17 protein-coding genes are annotated in these 14,850 nt (G+C 66.0%); 11 read left to right on the top strand and 6 right to left on the bottom strand.

Annotated elements, in window-relative coordinates; translation table 11 throughout:
- Positions 1 to 35 precede the first annotated feature (35 nt).
- On the top strand, positions 36 to 356 hold the full coding sequence (locus BW991_RS13335) for a c-type cytochrome (protein WP_076602601.1): 321 nt from the start codon (positions 36 to 38) through the stop codon (positions 354 to 356).
- On the top strand, positions 353 to 1,627 hold the full coding sequence (locus BW991_RS13330) for an NAD(P)/FAD-dependent oxidoreductase (RefSeq protein WP_076602600.1): 1,275 nt from the start codon (positions 353 to 355) through the stop codon (positions 1,625 to 1,627). Before BW991_RS13335 ends, BW991_RS13330 begins: the two co-directional genes overlap by 4 nt.
- 16 nt (positions 1,628 to 1,643) lie before the next feature.
- Here the strand turns inward: BW991_RS13330 and BW991_RS13325 are convergent, their stop codons facing one another.
- From BW991_RS13325 to coaBC, 3 genes are read right to left on the bottom strand one after another with little or no spacing between them, the layout of a single operon-like run.
- Positions 1,644 to 2,066 (bottom strand): NUDIX hydrolase, encoded by a 423-nt coding sequence (locus BW991_RS13325; RefSeq protein WP_170879102.1) that lies wholly within the window; start codon positions 2,064 to 2,066, stop codon positions 1,644 to 1,646.
- The gene (gene dut, locus BW991_RS13320) at positions 2,066 to 2,515 is read right to left on the bottom strand and encodes a dUTP diphosphatase (RefSeq protein ID WP_076602598.1); all 450 of its coding nucleotides are present in this window, start codon (positions 2,513 to 2,515) and stop codon (positions 2,066 to 2,068) included. The genes BW991_RS13325 and dut overlap by 1 nt, the downstream gene beginning before the upstream one ends.
- Positions 2,516 to 2,523: 8 nt before the next feature.
- On the bottom strand, positions 2,524 to 3,720 hold the full coding sequence (gene coaBC, locus BW991_RS13315; protein ID WP_076602597.1) for a bifunctional phosphopantothenoylcysteine decarboxylase/phosphopantothenate--cysteine ligase CoaBC: 1,197 nt from the start codon (positions 3,718 to 3,720) through the stop codon (positions 2,524 to 2,526).
- A gap of 46 nt (positions 3,721 to 3,766) precedes the next feature.
- On the opposite strand from coaBC, the gene radC reads away from it, so the two are divergent.
- The 3 genes from radC to rpmG all read left to right on the top strand — a co-directional run bounded on the left by radC (position 3,767) and on the right by rpmG (position 5,033).
- Positions 3,767 to 4,444, top strand: coding sequence for a RadC family protein (gene radC / locus BW991_RS13310; protein ID WP_076602596.1), 678 nt, complete (start codon positions 3,767 to 3,769; stop codon positions 4,442 to 4,444).
- Between the two features lie 118 nt (positions 4,445 to 4,562).
- On the top strand, positions 4,563 to 4,799 hold the full coding sequence (rpmB, locus tag BW991_RS13305) for a 50S ribosomal protein L28 (RefSeq protein ID WP_018990829.1): 237 nt from the start codon (positions 4,563 to 4,565) through the stop codon (positions 4,797 to 4,799).
- A gap of 66 nt (positions 4,800 to 4,865) precedes the next feature.
- Complete coding sequence (rpmG, locus tag BW991_RS13300) at positions 4,866 to 5,033, top strand: 50S ribosomal protein L33 (RefSeq protein WP_018990830.1); 168 nt, start codon at positions 4,866 to 4,868, stop codon at positions 5,031 to 5,033.
- A gap of 133 nt (positions 5,034 to 5,166) precedes the next feature.
- Here the strand turns inward: rpmG and BW991_RS13295 are convergent, their stop codons facing one another.
- Positions 5,167 to 5,370 (bottom strand): cold-shock protein, encoded by a 204-nt coding sequence (locus tag BW991_RS13295; RefSeq protein WP_018990831.1) that lies wholly within the window; start codon positions 5,368 to 5,370, stop codon positions 5,167 to 5,169.
- A 418-nt stretch (positions 5,371 to 5,788) separates the two neighbouring features.
- On the opposite strand from BW991_RS13295, the gene clpS reads away from it, so the two are divergent.
- The 4 genes from clpS to aceA all read left to right on the top strand — a co-directional run bounded on the left by clpS (position 5,789) and on the right by aceA (position 10,802).
- Positions 5,789 to 6,097: an ATP-dependent Clp protease adapter ClpS gene (gene clpS / locus BW991_RS13290; RefSeq protein WP_076602735.1), complete on the top strand. Its 309-nt coding sequence runs from the start codon at positions 5,789 to 5,791 to the stop codon at positions 6,095 to 6,097.
- A 2-nt stretch (positions 6,098 to 6,099) separates the two neighbouring features.
- On the top strand, positions 6,100 to 8,376 hold the full coding sequence (clpA, locus tag BW991_RS13285; protein ID WP_076602595.1) for an ATP-dependent Clp protease ATP-binding subunit ClpA: 2,277 nt from the start codon (positions 6,100 to 6,102) through the stop codon (positions 8,374 to 8,376).
- Between the two features lie 163 nt (positions 8,377 to 8,539).
- Complete coding sequence (gene rraA / locus BW991_RS13280; RefSeq protein WP_076602594.1) at positions 8,540 to 9,019, top strand: ribonuclease E activity regulator RraA; 480 nt, start codon at positions 8,540 to 8,542, stop codon at positions 9,017 to 9,019.
- A gap of 469 nt (positions 9,020 to 9,488) precedes the next feature.
- On the top strand, positions 9,489 to 10,802 hold the full coding sequence (gene aceA / locus BW991_RS13275) for an isocitrate lyase (protein ID WP_076602593.1): 1,314 nt from the start codon (positions 9,489 to 9,491) through the stop codon (positions 10,800 to 10,802).
- 108 nt (positions 10,803 to 10,910) lie between these two features.
- On the opposite strand, the gene BW991_RS13270 is transcribed toward aceA, so the two are convergent.
- Positions 10,911 to 11,462, bottom strand: coding sequence for a Spy/CpxP family protein refolding chaperone (locus BW991_RS13270; RefSeq protein ID WP_244551691.1), 552 nt, complete (start codon positions 11,460 to 11,462; stop codon positions 10,911 to 10,913).
- Between the two features lie 238 nt (positions 11,463 to 11,700).
- On the opposite strand from BW991_RS13270, the gene BW991_RS13265 reads away from it, so the two are divergent.
- Both BW991_RS13265 and BW991_RS13260 read left to right on the top strand, forming a co-directional pair.
- Positions 11,701 to 12,462, top strand: a complete 762-nt coding sequence (locus BW991_RS13265) for a response regulator (protein ID WP_076602734.1) — start codon at positions 11,701 to 11,703, stop codon at positions 12,460 to 12,462.
- Positions 12,459 to 13,811 (top strand): ATP-binding protein, encoded by a 1,353-nt coding sequence (locus tag BW991_RS13260; RefSeq protein WP_076602591.1) that lies wholly within the window; start codon positions 12,459 to 12,461, stop codon positions 13,809 to 13,811. Before BW991_RS13265 ends, BW991_RS13260 begins: the two co-directional genes overlap by 4 nt.
- A gap of 9 nt (positions 13,812 to 13,820) precedes the next feature.
- Here the strand turns inward: BW991_RS13260 and gcvA are convergent, their stop codons facing one another.
- A complete protein-coding gene (gcvA, locus tag BW991_RS13255) occupies positions 13,821 to 14,831 on the bottom strand; it encodes a transcriptional regulator GcvA (protein WP_076602590.1) in 1,011 nt (336 codons plus the stop codon).
- Positions 14,832 to 14,850 lie beyond the last annotated feature (19 nt).

Below are 14,850 nucleotides of genomic sequence, written 5' to 3'. Positions count from 1 at the left end.
AATTCCGCGCACGCGCCACCGCATGGAGAACGCCCGTGACCGGCAAGTCTACCCTCGCCGCCCTGTGCCTGCTTGCCGGCACAACCCACGCTGCCGCCCCCGCCGCCATGCACGCGCGCAATCTTGCCGCCAACTGCACCCCCTGTCATTCGCCCGACGCCCCCGCGCCGAACGCGATCCCGCGCATCGCCAGCCTGCCGGCGGACCGGATCCTGCAACGGCTGCAGGCGTTCCGCAGCGGCAACGCGCCCGCGACCGTCATGCACCAGATCGTGCGCGGCTACAGCGACGAACAGCTCGCGCTGATCGCCACCCACCTCGCCGCCAGCCCCGACCCGGCCTTCGACCAACGATGAACCGACGCCGTTTCCTGCGCAGCCTGGGCCTTGCCGCGACCACACCGGCCAGCGCAATCCTCGCCGCATGTTCGTCGGCCCCGCGACGCGGCGCCGCGCACGTCGTCGTGGTCGGCGGCGGTTACGGCGGCGCGACGACGGCAAAGTACCTGCGCATGTGGAGCGCCGGGCGTATCGACGTCACGCTGGTCGAACGCGAAGCGCGCTTCGTCTCCTGCCCGATGTCCAACCTCGTCCTCGCCGGCCTGCGCACCCTGGACGACCTCACCGCCAGCTACGACCGCCTGCGCACGCGCTGGGGCGTGCGCGTCATCAACGACGAAGTCGCCCACATCGACGTCGCCCGACGCAAGCTCCGCCTCGCCCGCAACGACGGGATCGGCTTCGACCGCGTCGTGCTGGCGCCCGGCGTGGACTTCCTCACCGAACAGGTTGCCGGGCTGGCGGGCAACTTCGAACGCATCCCCCACGCCTGGAAGGCCGGCCCGCAGACCGAACTGCTGCGTCGCCGGATCGAGGCGATGCCGGAGGGCGGCGTGTTCGCGCTGCACGTCCCGAAATCCCCCTACCGCTGCCCGCCCGGCCCCTACGAGCGCGCCTGCCTCGTCGCGCACTACCTGCGCGCCCGAAAGCCGCGCGCGAAGCTGCTCCTGCTCGACGCCAACAGCGAGATCCAGTCCAAGAGGGCCTTGTTCGCTGCAGCCTTTGCCGGACCGTACAAGGACATCATCGAATACCGCCCTGACAGCACCCTGCTGTCGGTCGATGCCCAAACCCTGAGCGCGGAGCTGGAGTTCGACCGGGTCCGCGCCGACGTCCTCAATGTCATTCCGCCGATGCGCGCCGGGCGCCTCGTGGACAGCCTGGACGTCCCCCTGACCAATGGCCGCTGGGCCGACGTCGACTGGCGCACGATGGAAGTGCGCGATCGCCCCGGCGTCCATCTCATCGGCGATGCGGTGCTCGCCGCGCCGGGCATGCCGAAATCCGGCCACATCGCGAACCAGCAGGCGAAGCTCGCCGCCGCCGCGATCGTCGAACTGTTCGACGGCCGATCACCCGACCCCGTCCCGACACTGCTGAACACCTGCTACAGCTTTGTCGATGACCGCAACGCGATCCACGTCGCGACCGTACACCGCTACGACGCCGCGGAAGGAACCGTCCTGCCGGTCGCCGGCGCCGGCGGCCTGTCGTCGACAGCAAGCGAAGAGGAAGGCCACTACGCCGCGGCGTGGGCCCGGAACATTCGCGCCGACATGCTCGCCTGAAGCGCCCGGAGGCGCCTCACCAGCCCAGCTCCAGCAGCCACGGCCCATCGCCCGCGGCGAGCGCGTCGCGCACATAGGCCACCGTGTTCACCGGCAGCTCGTCGCGCGCGAACCAACCCAACGCGTCGCACTTGCCGGGTTCGCAGATGTGCGGCTCGCCCGACCACGCCTTGGCGCGCAGGAAGAAGTCCACACGGTTGGTGTCCGAGCGGCGATGCACGACGCCCATGTTCGCCAGCTCCGCCGGATCGATGTCGATCCCGAGCTCTTCGCGCATCTCGCGCACCGCGGTCCGGGCCAACGACTCACCCGGCTCGACGTGACCGCCAGGCAGACTGAAGAGCCCGTCGAAGAAGCCCGTCCCTGCACGGCGCATCAGCAGGATGCCGCCCTCGCGCTCGAACAGGACATGCACCCCGACGGGAATCCCCGCATGCATCAATGCTTGCCGGTGCTGCCGAACCCGCCCTCGCCGCGATCGCTTTCGGGGAATTCATCGACGACGTTGAAGCCCACCTGCAGCACCGGCACCACGACCAGTTGCGCAATGCGCTCCATCGGCTGCAGCGTGAAGCTCGCGCGGCCGCGGTTCCACACCGATACGAAGATCTGGCCCTGGTAGTCGGAATCGATCAGACCGACGAGGTTGCCCAGCACGATACCGTGCTTGTGGCCCAGCCCCGAACGCGGCAGCACCATCGCGGCGAGGCCCGGATCGGCGAGGTGAATCGCGAGGCCGCTCGGGATGAGCGCGGTTTCGCCCGGATGAAGCGTCACCGGCACATTCAGGCAGGCGCGCAGGTCCAGCCCGGCCGAACCCGGCGTCGCATAGGAAGGTTTGTGATCGCGCAGGCGATCGTCGAGGATCTTGACGTCGATTCGGTGCATGTTCGCCCTCAGTTGGCGGCCGTCTTCAGCAGACCGGCCAGATGTTCGACGATCCTGCGCGCGACCTCGGTCTTGGGCGCACGCTCCAGCGGATGACGCCCCGCGTCGTCGTACAGGATCACCAGGTTGTCGTCGCTGCCGAGACCGTCCTGCACCAGGTTGCCCACCAGCATCGGCAGGCGCTTGGCCCGCCGCTTGCCTTCGGCGTAGGCATCCAGGTCGCGGCTCTCCGCAGCGAAGCCGACGCAGAACGGCGCGTTCTCGCGCGCCGCGACCTCGGCCAGGATGTCGGGGTTGGGCGTCAGCCGCAGCGTCATGTCCGCCGACGACTTCTTCACCTTGTGCTCCGCGGCTTCGGCCGGACGATAGTCCGCCACCGCCGCCACGCCGATGAAGACGTCCGCCCCCGGCAGGGCCGCGGTCACGGCATCGCGCATCTGCAGGGCGCTGCGCACATCCACGCGCTGCGCGCCCGCCGGCACGGGCAGGCCCGTCGGGCCGCTCACCAGCACGACTTCCGCGCCGGCCCGCACGCACGCCTGCGCCAGCGCATAGCCCATCTTGCCCGAACTGGTGTTGGTGATGCCGCGCACCGGGTCGATCGCCTCGAAGGTCGGCCCGGCGGTCAGGACGACCTTGCGCCCCGCGAGCAATTTCGGCCGGAAGAATGCGATCACGTGCTCGAGCAGTTCCTCCGGCTCCAGCATCCGCCCCATGCCCACTTCCCCGCAGGCCTGGTCGCCGGCCGCCGGCCCGAGCACCGTCGCGCCATCGGCGACGAGTTGCGCCATGTTGCGCTGAGTCGCGGGGTGTTCCCACATCTGGCGGTTCATCGCCGGCGCCACCAGCAGCGGGCACTCGCGCGCGAGGCATAGCGTGCTCAGCAGGTCATCCGCCCGCCCCTGCACCAGCTTCGCGATCACGTCCGCCGTCGCCGGCGCAACCAGCACCGCATCCGCCCCGCGCGTCAGATCGATGTGCGCCATGTTGTTGTCCATGCGCGCATCCCACAGGTCCGTCCACACCGGATTGCCCGACAGCGCCTGATAGGTCACCGGCGTCACGAAGCGCGCGCCGCCCTCGGTCAGCACCACGTGCACGTCCGCCCCGGCCTTGCCCAGCAGGCGCACGAGTTCCGCCGCCTTGTATGCAGCCACTCCGCCGGTCACACCGAGGACCAGCTTGCGCCCCTTCAATTCACACATGGCATATGCTCTACAATTATCAATTCACCCACGAAATGCCTCTGACATGGCTATCACCGACTGGCCGGAAGAAGAACGACCACGCGAAAAACTCCTCGGACGCGGCCCTGCCGCCCTCTCCGACGCCGAACTCCTCGCCTTGTTCCTGCGCGTCGGCGTCCGCGGCAAGAGCGCCGTCGATCTCGCCCGCGACCTCCTCGAACGCTTCGGCTCGCTCACCTGCCTGTGCGCCGCGCCGGCGGACGATTTCGCTGCCGTCCCCGGCATGGGGCTGGCGAAGTATGCCCAACTGCAGGCGGTCATGGAACTGGCGCGGCGCGCGCTGAGCGAGGAGATGACCGCGCGCGACGTGTTCGACTCGCCTTCCGCGGTGCGCGACTGGCTGCGCCTGCGCATCGGCAGCCTGCCGCACGAGGTGTTCTGCGTGCTGCTCCTCGACGCCCGCAACCGCCTGATCGAAGCCGTCGAACTCTTCCGTGGAACCCTCACGCAGACCAGCGTCTACCCGCGCGAGGTGGTCAAGCTCGCTCTGTCGCGCAACGCCGCCGCAGTCATCCTCGCGCACAATCACCCCTCCGGCGCCAGCGAACCGAGCGGCGCCGACGAGCTGCTGACGCGCAACCTCAAACAGGCGCTCGACCTCGTCGACGTCCGCGTCCTCGACCACTTCATCGTCACCGCCCACGCGCGGCCGCTCTCCTTCGCCGAACGGGGCCTGCTGTAGGGCCGGCGTGGCCCATGACATCGCCCCCGACTAACGATCACACGCCGGACTTGCTCCCGTCCGGCAACATCGGATATCATCTTGCGTTTTCCGCAATCCGAATTCCCTGGAGCAACCTATGGCTCGCGTTTGCCAAGTTACCGGTAAGGCACCGATGGTGGGAAACAACGTTTCCCACGCCAACAACAAGACCAAGCGTCGTTTTCTCCCGAACCTGCAGAATCGCCGGTTCTGGAGCGAAGCTGAAAACCGCTGGATCCGCCTGCGCGTGTCCAACGCAGCGCTGCGCACCATCGACAAGAAGGGCATCGACGTCGTCGTGTCCGAGCTGCGCGCCCGCGGCGAGAAAGTTTGACACTGAGTCTGACACTGCGGATCCAAGCGCTGCACCACGCAGCGCTGTAACTGAACGGAGATTCAAATGGCTAAAGGCGGCCGCGAAAAGATCAAGCTGGAATCGACCGCAGGTACCGGTCATTTCTACACGACCTCGAAGAACAAGCGCACCACCCCGAACAAGCTCGAGTTCAACAAGTACGACCCCGTCGCACGCAAGCACGTCCTGTACAAGGAAGTGAAGCTCAAGTAAGCACCCTCGCAGGCTGCGGCCTGCTCCAGGGACGCAGCGCGCAAAACAAGAGGCCGCCGGAGTGATCCGGCGGCCTCTTGTTTTTCCTGAAGGCCTTTCGCTGGGGCGTACGGCCTTCGGGACTAAAGGGACATCAGGCCTTCTGGATGTTAGAGGCCTGCTTACCCTTAGGACCCTGGGTGACTTCGAAGGAGACCTTTTCGCCTTCCTTCAGCGTCTTGAAGCCGGCCATATTGATCGCGGAGAAGTGAGCGAACAGATCTTCGCTACCATCGTCCGGAGTAATGAAGCCAAAACCCTTGGAGTCGTTGAACCACTTAACGGTACCAGTTGCCATGTTGCCTTAATCCTTCAAGATTGCTTAAAACGATGCGGGGTCTCCCCCTTCAGTGCATCAATGCTCAGTGAAGCGTTACCAGTACTGCCAAGCCAGGGACCACGAAAGCAGCCAGGATCACAGAACCAGTGCATGAAACTTCGCATCTCGCACCCGTCCTGCTTTTACGCATTTGTCAGCACAGCGTCAACAGTTTCTTACCCTCCCGAATTGCTGCATCGCAGCGACGAAAACCCCCTGAAAATGCGCGGTCTGGCGCCCTTTGCAGTCAATCCAATGCCATTATCCATCGGCGGCCATTCGTTGCGCCGCAATATGCCGGTTGTCGCATCGACGCACTTCCGCGCACGCACAAACGCCTTGCCCGGGCGGTCCGGCAGCTGTTGCACTCCGCTTCCACTTGATTAGAATGGGCCGCATGGCCACGCAAAAACAGGGCGAGTTCATACTCGAGGCGGAGCACTCTCGCACCAAGCCCCCGCCGCTATACAAGGTGCTGTTGCTCAATGACGACTTCACACCCATGGATTTCGTCATCGTTGTGCTGCAGAAATTTTTCGGCATGGACCGCGAACGGGCTACGCGGGTCATGCTCCAAGTCCACAGAGAGGGCATGGGGGTCTGCGGCGTCTTCGCGAAGGACGTCGCGGCGACCAAGGTGGAACAGGTCGTATCCTTCGCCCGTCAGCACCAGCATCCGCTGGCATGCGTGATGGAGGAAAACTGAGAATGATCGCGCAAGAGCTTGAAGTCAGTCTGCACATGGCGTTTGTCGAAGCCCGGCAAAAGCGGCACGAGTTCATCACTGTCGAACACCTGCTGCTGGCGCTGCTCGACAACCCCTCTGCAGCCGAGGTCCTGCGCGCCTGCGCAGCGAACGTCGAGGAGCTGCGTCGGGAACTGACGAATTTCATCAACGAGCACACCCCCAAGGTCGAGGGCACGGACGAGATCGACACGCAGCCGACGCTCGGCTTCCAGCGTGTGATCCAGCGTGCGATCCTGCACGTCCAGTCGTCGGGCAAGAAGGAAGTGACCGGCGCCAACGTGCTGGTGGCAATCTTCGGCGAGAAGGATTCGCATGCCGTCTATTTCCTGCAGCGGCAGAACATCTCGCGCCTGGACGTGGTGAACTTCATTTCGCACGGCATCTCCAAATCGCCGCAACAGGGGCAGCCGCCGGCGGGAAAGAGCGAACCCCAGGAACAGGGCGAACAGGAAAGCGAGGGGACGCAGAGCAACAGCGCGCTCGAGAACTACACGCAGAACCTCAACCAGCAGGCCCTCATCGGCAAGATCGATCCGCTGATCGGCCGCGAGCGCGAGCTCGAGCGTGTGATCCAGACGCTGTGCCGGCGGCGCAAGAACAACCCGCTGCTGGTCGGCGAAGCAGGCGTCGGCAAGACCGCGATCGCCGAAGGCCTGGCGCGCTGCATCGTCGAAGGCCGCATCCCGGAAGTGCTCGAAGGGGCGCAAGTGTACGCGCTCGACATGGGCGCACTGCTCGCCGGCACCAAGTATCGCGGCGATTTCGAGCAGCGCCTGAAGGCCGTGCTGAAACAGTTGCGCGAGACGCGCAACGCCATCCTCTTCATCGACGAGATCCACACGCTGATCGGCGCGGGTGCCGCATCGGGCGGCACGCTGGATGCGTCCAACCTGCTCAAGCCGGCGCTCTCGTCCGGCCAGCTGAAGTGCATCGGCGCGACCACCTATTCCGAATTCCGCCAGATCTTCGAGAAGGACCATGCGTTGTCGCGGCGCTTCCAGAAGGTGGACGTGACCGAGCCTTCGGTCGCGGAAACGGTGGAGATCCTCAAGGGACTCAAGAGCCGCTTCGAGGAACACCACGGCGTCAAGTATTCGACGGCTGCCCTGAGTTCGGCGGCCGAGCTGTCGGCCCGCTATATCAATGACCGCCAGCTGCCCGACAAGGCCATCGATGTGATCGACGAAGCGGGCGCCGCGCAGCGCATCCTGCCCAAATCGAAGCAGCGCAAGACGATCGGCAAGGGCGAGATCGAGGACATCGTCGCGAAGATGGCGCGCATTCCTCCGCGCACCGTGTCGAGCGACGACAAGGCCGCGCTGAAGAACCTCGACCGCGACCTGAAGAACGTCGTGTTCGGTCAGGAGGCGGCGATCGATGCGCTCGCCAAGGCGATCAAGATGTCGCGCTCCGGTCTGGGCAATCCGGCCAAACCGATCGGCAGCTTCCTGTTTTCCGGCCCCACCGGCGTCGGCAAGACCGAGGTGGCGCGCCAGCTCGCCTTCACGATGGGCATCGAGCTCGTGCGCTTCGACATGTCGGAATACATGGAGCGCCATGCGGTGAGCCGGCTGATCGGTGCGCCGCCGGGATACGTCGGTTTCGACCAGGGCGGCCTGCTGACCGAGGCGATCACGAAGAAGCCGCACTGCGTGCTATTGCTCGACGAGATCGAGAAGGCGCACCCGGACATCTTCAACATCCTGCTGCAGGTCATGGACCACGGCACGCTGACCGACAACAACGGCCGGCAGGCGGATTTCCGCAATGTGATCATCATCATGACGACCAACGCGGGTGCCGAGATGATGCAGAAGTCGGTGATCGGCTTCTCGGCCAAGCGCGAGGTCGGCGACGAGATGGGCGAGATCAAGCGCATGTTCTCGCCGGAATTCCGCAACCGGCTGGATGCGACGATCTCGTTCAAGCCGCTCGACAACGAGATCATCCTGCGCGTCGTCGACAAGTTCCTGATGCAGCTCGAAGCGCAACTGCACGAGAAGAAGGTCGAGGCGCACTTCACCGACGAGCTCAAGGGCTGGCTGGCCTCCGAAGGCTTCGATCCGGTCATGGGCGCACGGCCGATGGCACGCCTGATCCAGGACACGATCCGCTCGGCACTGGCCGACGAATTGCTGTTCGGACGCCTGGTGCACGGCGGCAGGGTGACGATCGATCTCGACGGCGAAGGCAAGGTCAAGCTGGTCTTCGACCAGACCGAGGCGGCCACGGTCTGAGGGCTCGAGCGCAGCAAACCGGGCGCAAGCGGAAAGGGCGACCTGCGGGTCGCCCTTTTTTTGTGTGCCACGCTGGTTTATCGTGCCATCCCTGAGCGCGCGCAGGTTTGCGCGTGTCATCGAAAGGCCCCTATCAACCGCTAGCAATCAAGGAAACGCAAGCATGGAAATCCAGACCGCCGACCTCTGCGACGCCCACGAGGGCAAACTCCGCGTCGTCAGCCCGATGTTCCGCAGCTACGGCGGCCGCCCCGCTTTCGGCGGCGAGATCGCGACGCTCAAGGTCTTCGAGGACAACTCGCTGGTACGCACCGCACTGGAAGGGCCGGGCAAAGGGCGCGTGCTCGTGATCGACGGTGGCGCGTCGATGCGCTGTGCGCTGGTCGGCGACCAGCTGGCACTCCTGGGCGTGAAGAACGGCTGGGCGGGCGTGATCGTCTATGGCTGCATCCGCGATTCCAAGGCGATCGGCGGCATGGACATCGGTGCGTTCGCGCTCGGCACCCATCCGCAGAAGAGTATCAAGAAGGGCGTCGGCGACAGGGACCTGCCGGTGACCTTCGGCGGCGTCACTTTCGTTCCGGGTGAGTTCGTCTACGCAGACGAGGACGGCGTCGTGGTTTCCGAATCGCCTCTGCTCTGACCCCATCACGGGGCCGCCCATCACGGGCACCAGCCCCGGTTTTCACCAGGCCTCGCCGCGACGTCCCTCCCGTGCCCGGACACCTCCCGCCTCGCCCCCGAACATGGGCCCGCAGGCGGAGGGACCACACCGCGACGCCCCGGATCCCCCCCTCCCCCTGCCTCCCCGACTCGTGCGACGAAACGCGCGGCCGACTTTGCGCGCCGCAGCAGCTTTTCATTTCACAACGCCAAGCACGATCTCACAATACGAAAAAGCGATCGCAAATATCTGATTTTCTTGCCTCAAATAATTTCTTATATCTTATATAAGACTTATTGCTGCAAAGCGAGATCGTCCCTATACTTTTCCCCACACGAGGACGCTTCAGCGGACCCCGTACCGGCGAGACCCGCCCGACCGGAACACCGACCGGGCGAGCTGCCGAGTTGAAACCAGCACGTAAACCATCCGTCGAGAAGGAACTGTCATGACCCTGACCCGCGAACAGCAAATCGCCGCCCTCGAAAAAGACTGGGCCGAAAATCCCCGCTGGAAAGGCATCAAGCGCGGCTACTCCGCTGCCGATGTCGTCCGCCTGCGCGGCTCCCTGCCGATCGAGCACACCCTGGCCAAGCGCGGCGCCGAGAAGCTGTGGGAAAAGGTCAATGGCGGCGCGAAGAAGGGCTACGTGAACGCCTTCGGCGCGATCACTGCCGGTCAGGCGATGCAACAGGCCAAGGCCGGCCTGGAAGCGGTCTATCTGTCGGGCTGGCAGGTTGCCGCCGACGGCAACACCTCCGAAACCATGTACCCGGACCAGTCGCTGTACGCCTACGACTCGGTGCCGACGATGGTTCGCCGCATCAACAACACCTTCAAGCGTGCCGACGAGATCCAGTGGTCGCGCGGCGTCAATCCGGGCGACAAGGAATTCATCGACTATTTCCTGCCGATCGTCGCTGACGCGGAAGCCGGTTTCGGCGGCGTGCTGAACGCCTTCGAACTGATGAAGAACATGATCGCCGCCGGTGCTGCCGGTGTGCACTTCGAAGACCAGCTGGCTGCCGTGAAGAAGTGCGGTCACATGGGCGGCAAGGTGCTCGTGCCGACGCAGGAAGCCATCGAGAAGCTGATCTCGGCCCGCTTCGCATCCGACGTGATGGGCGTGTCGACCCTGATCCTGGCCCGTACCGATGCGGAAGCCGCGAACCTGATCACCTCCGACCACGACGCCAACGACAAGCCCTTCCTCACCGGCGAGCGCACCCAAGAAGGCTTCTACCGCGTGAAGAACGGCCTCGAGCAGGCCATCAGCCGCGGTGTCGCTTACGCCCCGTACGCCGACCTGGTGTGGTGCGAGACCGGCACCCCGGACCTCGGCTTTGCCCGCGAGTTCGCGCAGGCCGTGCTGTCCGCCTGCCCGGGCAAGCTGCTGTCGTACAACTGCTCGCCGTCGTTCAACTGGAAGAAGAACCTCGACGACAAGACCATCGCCAAGTTCCAGGACGAGCTGTCGGCGCTGGGCTACAAGTACCAGTTCATCACGCTGGCCGGTATCCACGTCAATTGGTTCAACACCTTCCAGTTCGCGCACGCTTACGCTCGCGGCGAAGGCATGAAGCACTACGTCGAAATGGTCCAGGAGAAGGAATTCGCCGCTCGCGAACAGGGTTACACCTTCGTTTCGCACCAACAGGAAGTCGGCGCCGGCTACTTCGACGACGTCACCACCGTCATCCAGGGCGGTTCGTCCTCGGTCAAGGCCCTCACCGGTTCGACCGAAGAAGAGCAGTTCCACTGATCAAAGGGGCATAGGCGGGCCGCCATCAGGCCCGCCAACGCTGGAAGCCGCGCCCACAAGGCGCGGCTTTTTCTTTTCGCGCTGCACCGGCGCGCGAATCGTCCTTGCTCAGCTCGCGCTGCCGGGACCGCCTTGGGGCGCCATGTCCGCCCCCGGGCCCATCCGGCCCGGCCCCATACGACTGCCTTTCCCGCCTCGCCCCATTCCGCGCGGCCCGAACATCGGGAACTGTTCGTCGAAGGTCTTCTTCTGCGTCGCATCGAGTCCGGCATACAGCGCTTCGGTGGCCTTGCGCACGTCCTGCATCGACGCCAGACGCTCCTTCGCGAAGGATTCCATGCGCTCCATGCGTTCGAGCGCAGTCTTCGGGCGCTCCTGCGAGCGCATCGCCTGCATGTGTTCGGACATCCTGTGCGCCTTGTCCTGCATCACGCTCTTTAACTGCTCCCATGCCACGGCCTGTTCCGGCTTGAGGGAAAGCGCCGTCTGCAGCGTCGCAAGGCGCCGGGTCATGTGCTCGGACATCGCGGCCGGATCCATGCGGTGCATCCGGTGCATTCCGCCGTGCGCGCCGTCGCAGTCGCCCCACGGTGCCGCAAACGCCCCGCTGGCTCCCATGCCGATCGTCGCGACGAGTGCGGCAGCGAGTGAATTTTTCATCCAGTTTTTCATCTTCCTGCTCCGGTTGGTGATCGGGTTCGCCCTTCCCGGGCGGCAGAGTCATTTGAACACTGCCGTGTATGCACCATTTGTCCGCGGGGAGCCGGATTGAATGGTCCTGTTTCGCGCGCCGTGGGCGATACTCTGGGATACAAACCGGCGGCCTCGGGGCCGTAAGATTCGATCGACCCGACCATCCGCACAGCCCTTGCCGCCCTGCCGTAGTGATTCAATGATCATGACGAACGCACCCGACCACATCCTGATCGTCGACGACGACCGCGAGATCCGCACGCTGCTTGCCGACTACCTCGAGAAGCAGGGACTACGCTGCACGACCGCCGCAGACGGCCGTGAGATGAAGACGGCGCTGGACCGTCACCGCGTTGACCTGATCGTGCTCGACCTGATGCTGCCCGGGGAGGACGGCCTGACCCTGTGCCGCAACCTGCGCGCGGCCGGCCCGCACGTGAACACGCCGGTCCTGATGCTGACCGCACGAGGGGAGGACATGGACCGCATCCTCGGGCTGGAGATGGGGGCGGACGACTACCTGCCGAAGCCGTTCGTCCCGCGCGAACTGCTCGCGCGCATCCGCGCGATCCTGCGCCGCGCACGCGCGCTGCCGCCCAATCTCGATGCTGCGCCGGTGCAGCACGCGAGCGAACTGGGCTTTGCACACTGGCGCCTGAATACCGTGGGTCGCCACCTCGTCGGCCCCGACGGCACGATCGTCCCCTTGTCCGGCGCCGAATACAGGCTCCTGTCGGTGTTCCTGTCGCATCCGCAGCGGGTACTGAATCGCGATCAGCTGATGGAACTGACCCAGGGCCGCGAGGCTGACGTCTTCGATCGTTCGATCGACCTGCTCGTGAGCAGGCTGCGCCAGCGCCTCGGCGACAATGCGCGCGAGCCGGAGATCATCAAGACCGTGCGCAACGAGGGCTACGTGCTCGCCTGCGCGGTGACGCCGGTCGCGCCCGATGACGAGGCCTCATGAAAACCCGCTGGACCCGCACGCTGTTCGCCCGGCTGATGCTGATCTGGCTGGGCGGGATGGTGGTGGTGCTCGCGGTGAGTCTGGCGCTGTTCCTCAGCGAACGCGACCGCTATGCGCGCGAAGTCCTGTTCGAGGGCGTCGCGCGCGAAATCGCGGCGGCTGTCGATGTGCTGGAACACCTGCCCGCGGGGCAACGAGAAGAGTGGATCGATGCGGTCGGACGCCGCCGCCTGCGCTTCGCGCTTGTGCCTCCGCCCCCTGACGCGGCCGCAAGTACCGCATCGGCACCGCTTGCCGCGGCAATCCGCGAGGCGCTGCCGGACCGCAGCGTCGAAGTGCTGGTCCGGACGAGGCCGGACGAAGAGCATCCGCACCGCGCCCAGTTCTTCGTCGCCCTGAGTCTGCGCGACGATACCCCACTGCTGATCCGCATGCCCGGCCCGATGTTCGGCATGCGGCCGCCGCCCCTTCCGCCCGGCAGCCTCGTGACCTCACTGCTGGCGCTGCTCGTCGGCGTGACCCTGCTCACCTGGTTCGCCGTGCGCATCGCGACGCGCCCGATCACGCGCCTCGCGGCCGCCGCCGACGCACTGGGCGAGGATCCCAACCGCCCGCCGCTCGCCACCGACGGGCCCGCCGAAGCCGCGCAGGCAGCGCACGCCTTCAACCGCATGCAGCAACGCATCCTGCAGCACGTGGACGAACGCACGCGCATCCTGGCAGCGATCTCGCACGACCTGCAGACCCCGATCACGCGCCTGCGCCTGCGTGCCGAACTCATCGACGACGAGACCCTGCGTGCGAAGTTCCAGAGCGACCTCGACGCGATGCAGGCACTGGCGAAGGAAGGGCTGGACTACGCGCGCAGTCTGGATGCGAGCGCGCCAAAGCAGGCGATCGACCTGAACGCCCTGGTCGCGGCATTGCGCGACGACGCCCAGGACATGGGCTGGGACGTCGAGATCGAGGGCGACCCGGTGCCGCCCTGCCGCGGGCAAGTCGGCGGTTTGCGGCGCGCGCTGTGGAACCTGATCGAGAACGGGCACAAGTTCGGAGGATGCGTGCGCATCGCCCTACGCACCCTGCCCGCGGTCTGCGAACTGCACATCCGCGATGATGGCCCGGGCCTGCAGCCGGAAGAACTCGACAAGGTATTCGAACCGTTTTATCGCGTGGAGTCCTCGCGCAACCGGGAAACGGGCGGCACCGGCCTCGGATTGGCGATCGCACGCAACCTGCTGCGGGCGCAGGGAGGCGAGGTAAGGCTGGTGAACCGCCCCGAGGGCGGGCTCGAGGCCGTCGTCACCCTGGCGCGCAGTGCGGCCGGCAGCGGCACGACGGCCGCCTGAACAGAGGGATCACAGCAGGGCGGCAAAGCTCCCGCGCCCCGTCGGCAGCGGCACCAGCGGTGCAGCAAGATCGGTCGCCACTTCGGCCCGCAGCCACTCGAGAAACGCCGCGAGCAGCGGTGTATCGGGCGTCCGTTCGGGCAGCACGATCCAGTAGCGCCACAGCGGGCGCTGCGCGAACGGCAGATCGGGTGGAAAGTCGATCGCGCAGAGCCCTTCCGGTGCGTGTCGCGCCTCGATCGCGATGTCGAACGGGCGCAGCAGTTTTCCCGCACGCAGCGCCGAGGCGGCCAGGCTGCGGCGGGCGAGCGCGACCCCACGGCCTTCCAGCGCAGCCTGAAGCACCAGGGCGGAATCGGACAGCATCAGGCCGCTGGCCGGTTCGGGCCAGTCGAGTCCCGCGGCGCAAAACCAGGGTGCCCAGTCCTCCCCTTCCGAGCGCAGCAGCGGCAGCCCGGCGAGGTCCGCCGGGATGCGCAGCGGGTGCCCGACACACAGGGCGGGGCTCACGACCGGGAACAGGACGTCGTCCATCAGCAGCTCGCTCCTGACTCCCGTATAGCCGCCCGGGCCCCAGCGGATGCTCAGGTCCATGCCGTCGCGGCTGAAATCCGTGAGGGCGCCGGTCGCGGTGATATTCACTTCCGCCGACGGGTGGGCGTCGATGAAGGCGCCGATGCGCGGCGTGAGCCAGCGGCTGGCGAAGGACGGCATGACGCTGATCGACAGGCGGTTCGGATTGGAGCGCCGCCTGAGACTCGCCACACTATCGGCAATCTGCCGCAGGGCGCCGTTTGCGGCCTGCAGGAGTTCTTCGCCGGCCGGCGTCAGCACGACCGCCCGGCCCTGACGCTGGAAGAGCGGAAAGCCGAGATGCTCCTCGAGCGTGCGGATCTGGTGGCTGACCGCACCGTGCGTGACGAACAGTTCCTCGGCCGCGCGCGAGACGCTCGACAGGCGAGCCGCGGCCTCGAAGGCGCGTAGCGCCGGCAGCGGCGGCAGCTTACCGGGACGTTCCATATGTGAGCTCTATTCACAA

The organism is Aromatoleum tolulyticum (genome assembly GCF_900156155.1).
Classification (GTDB): Bacteria; Pseudomonadota; Gammaproteobacteria; order Burkholderiales; family Rhodocyclaceae; genus Aromatoleum; species Aromatoleum tolulyticum.
Note: the sequence above shows the minus strand (reverse complement) of the source record. Positions and strands in the feature narration are given on the sequence as shown.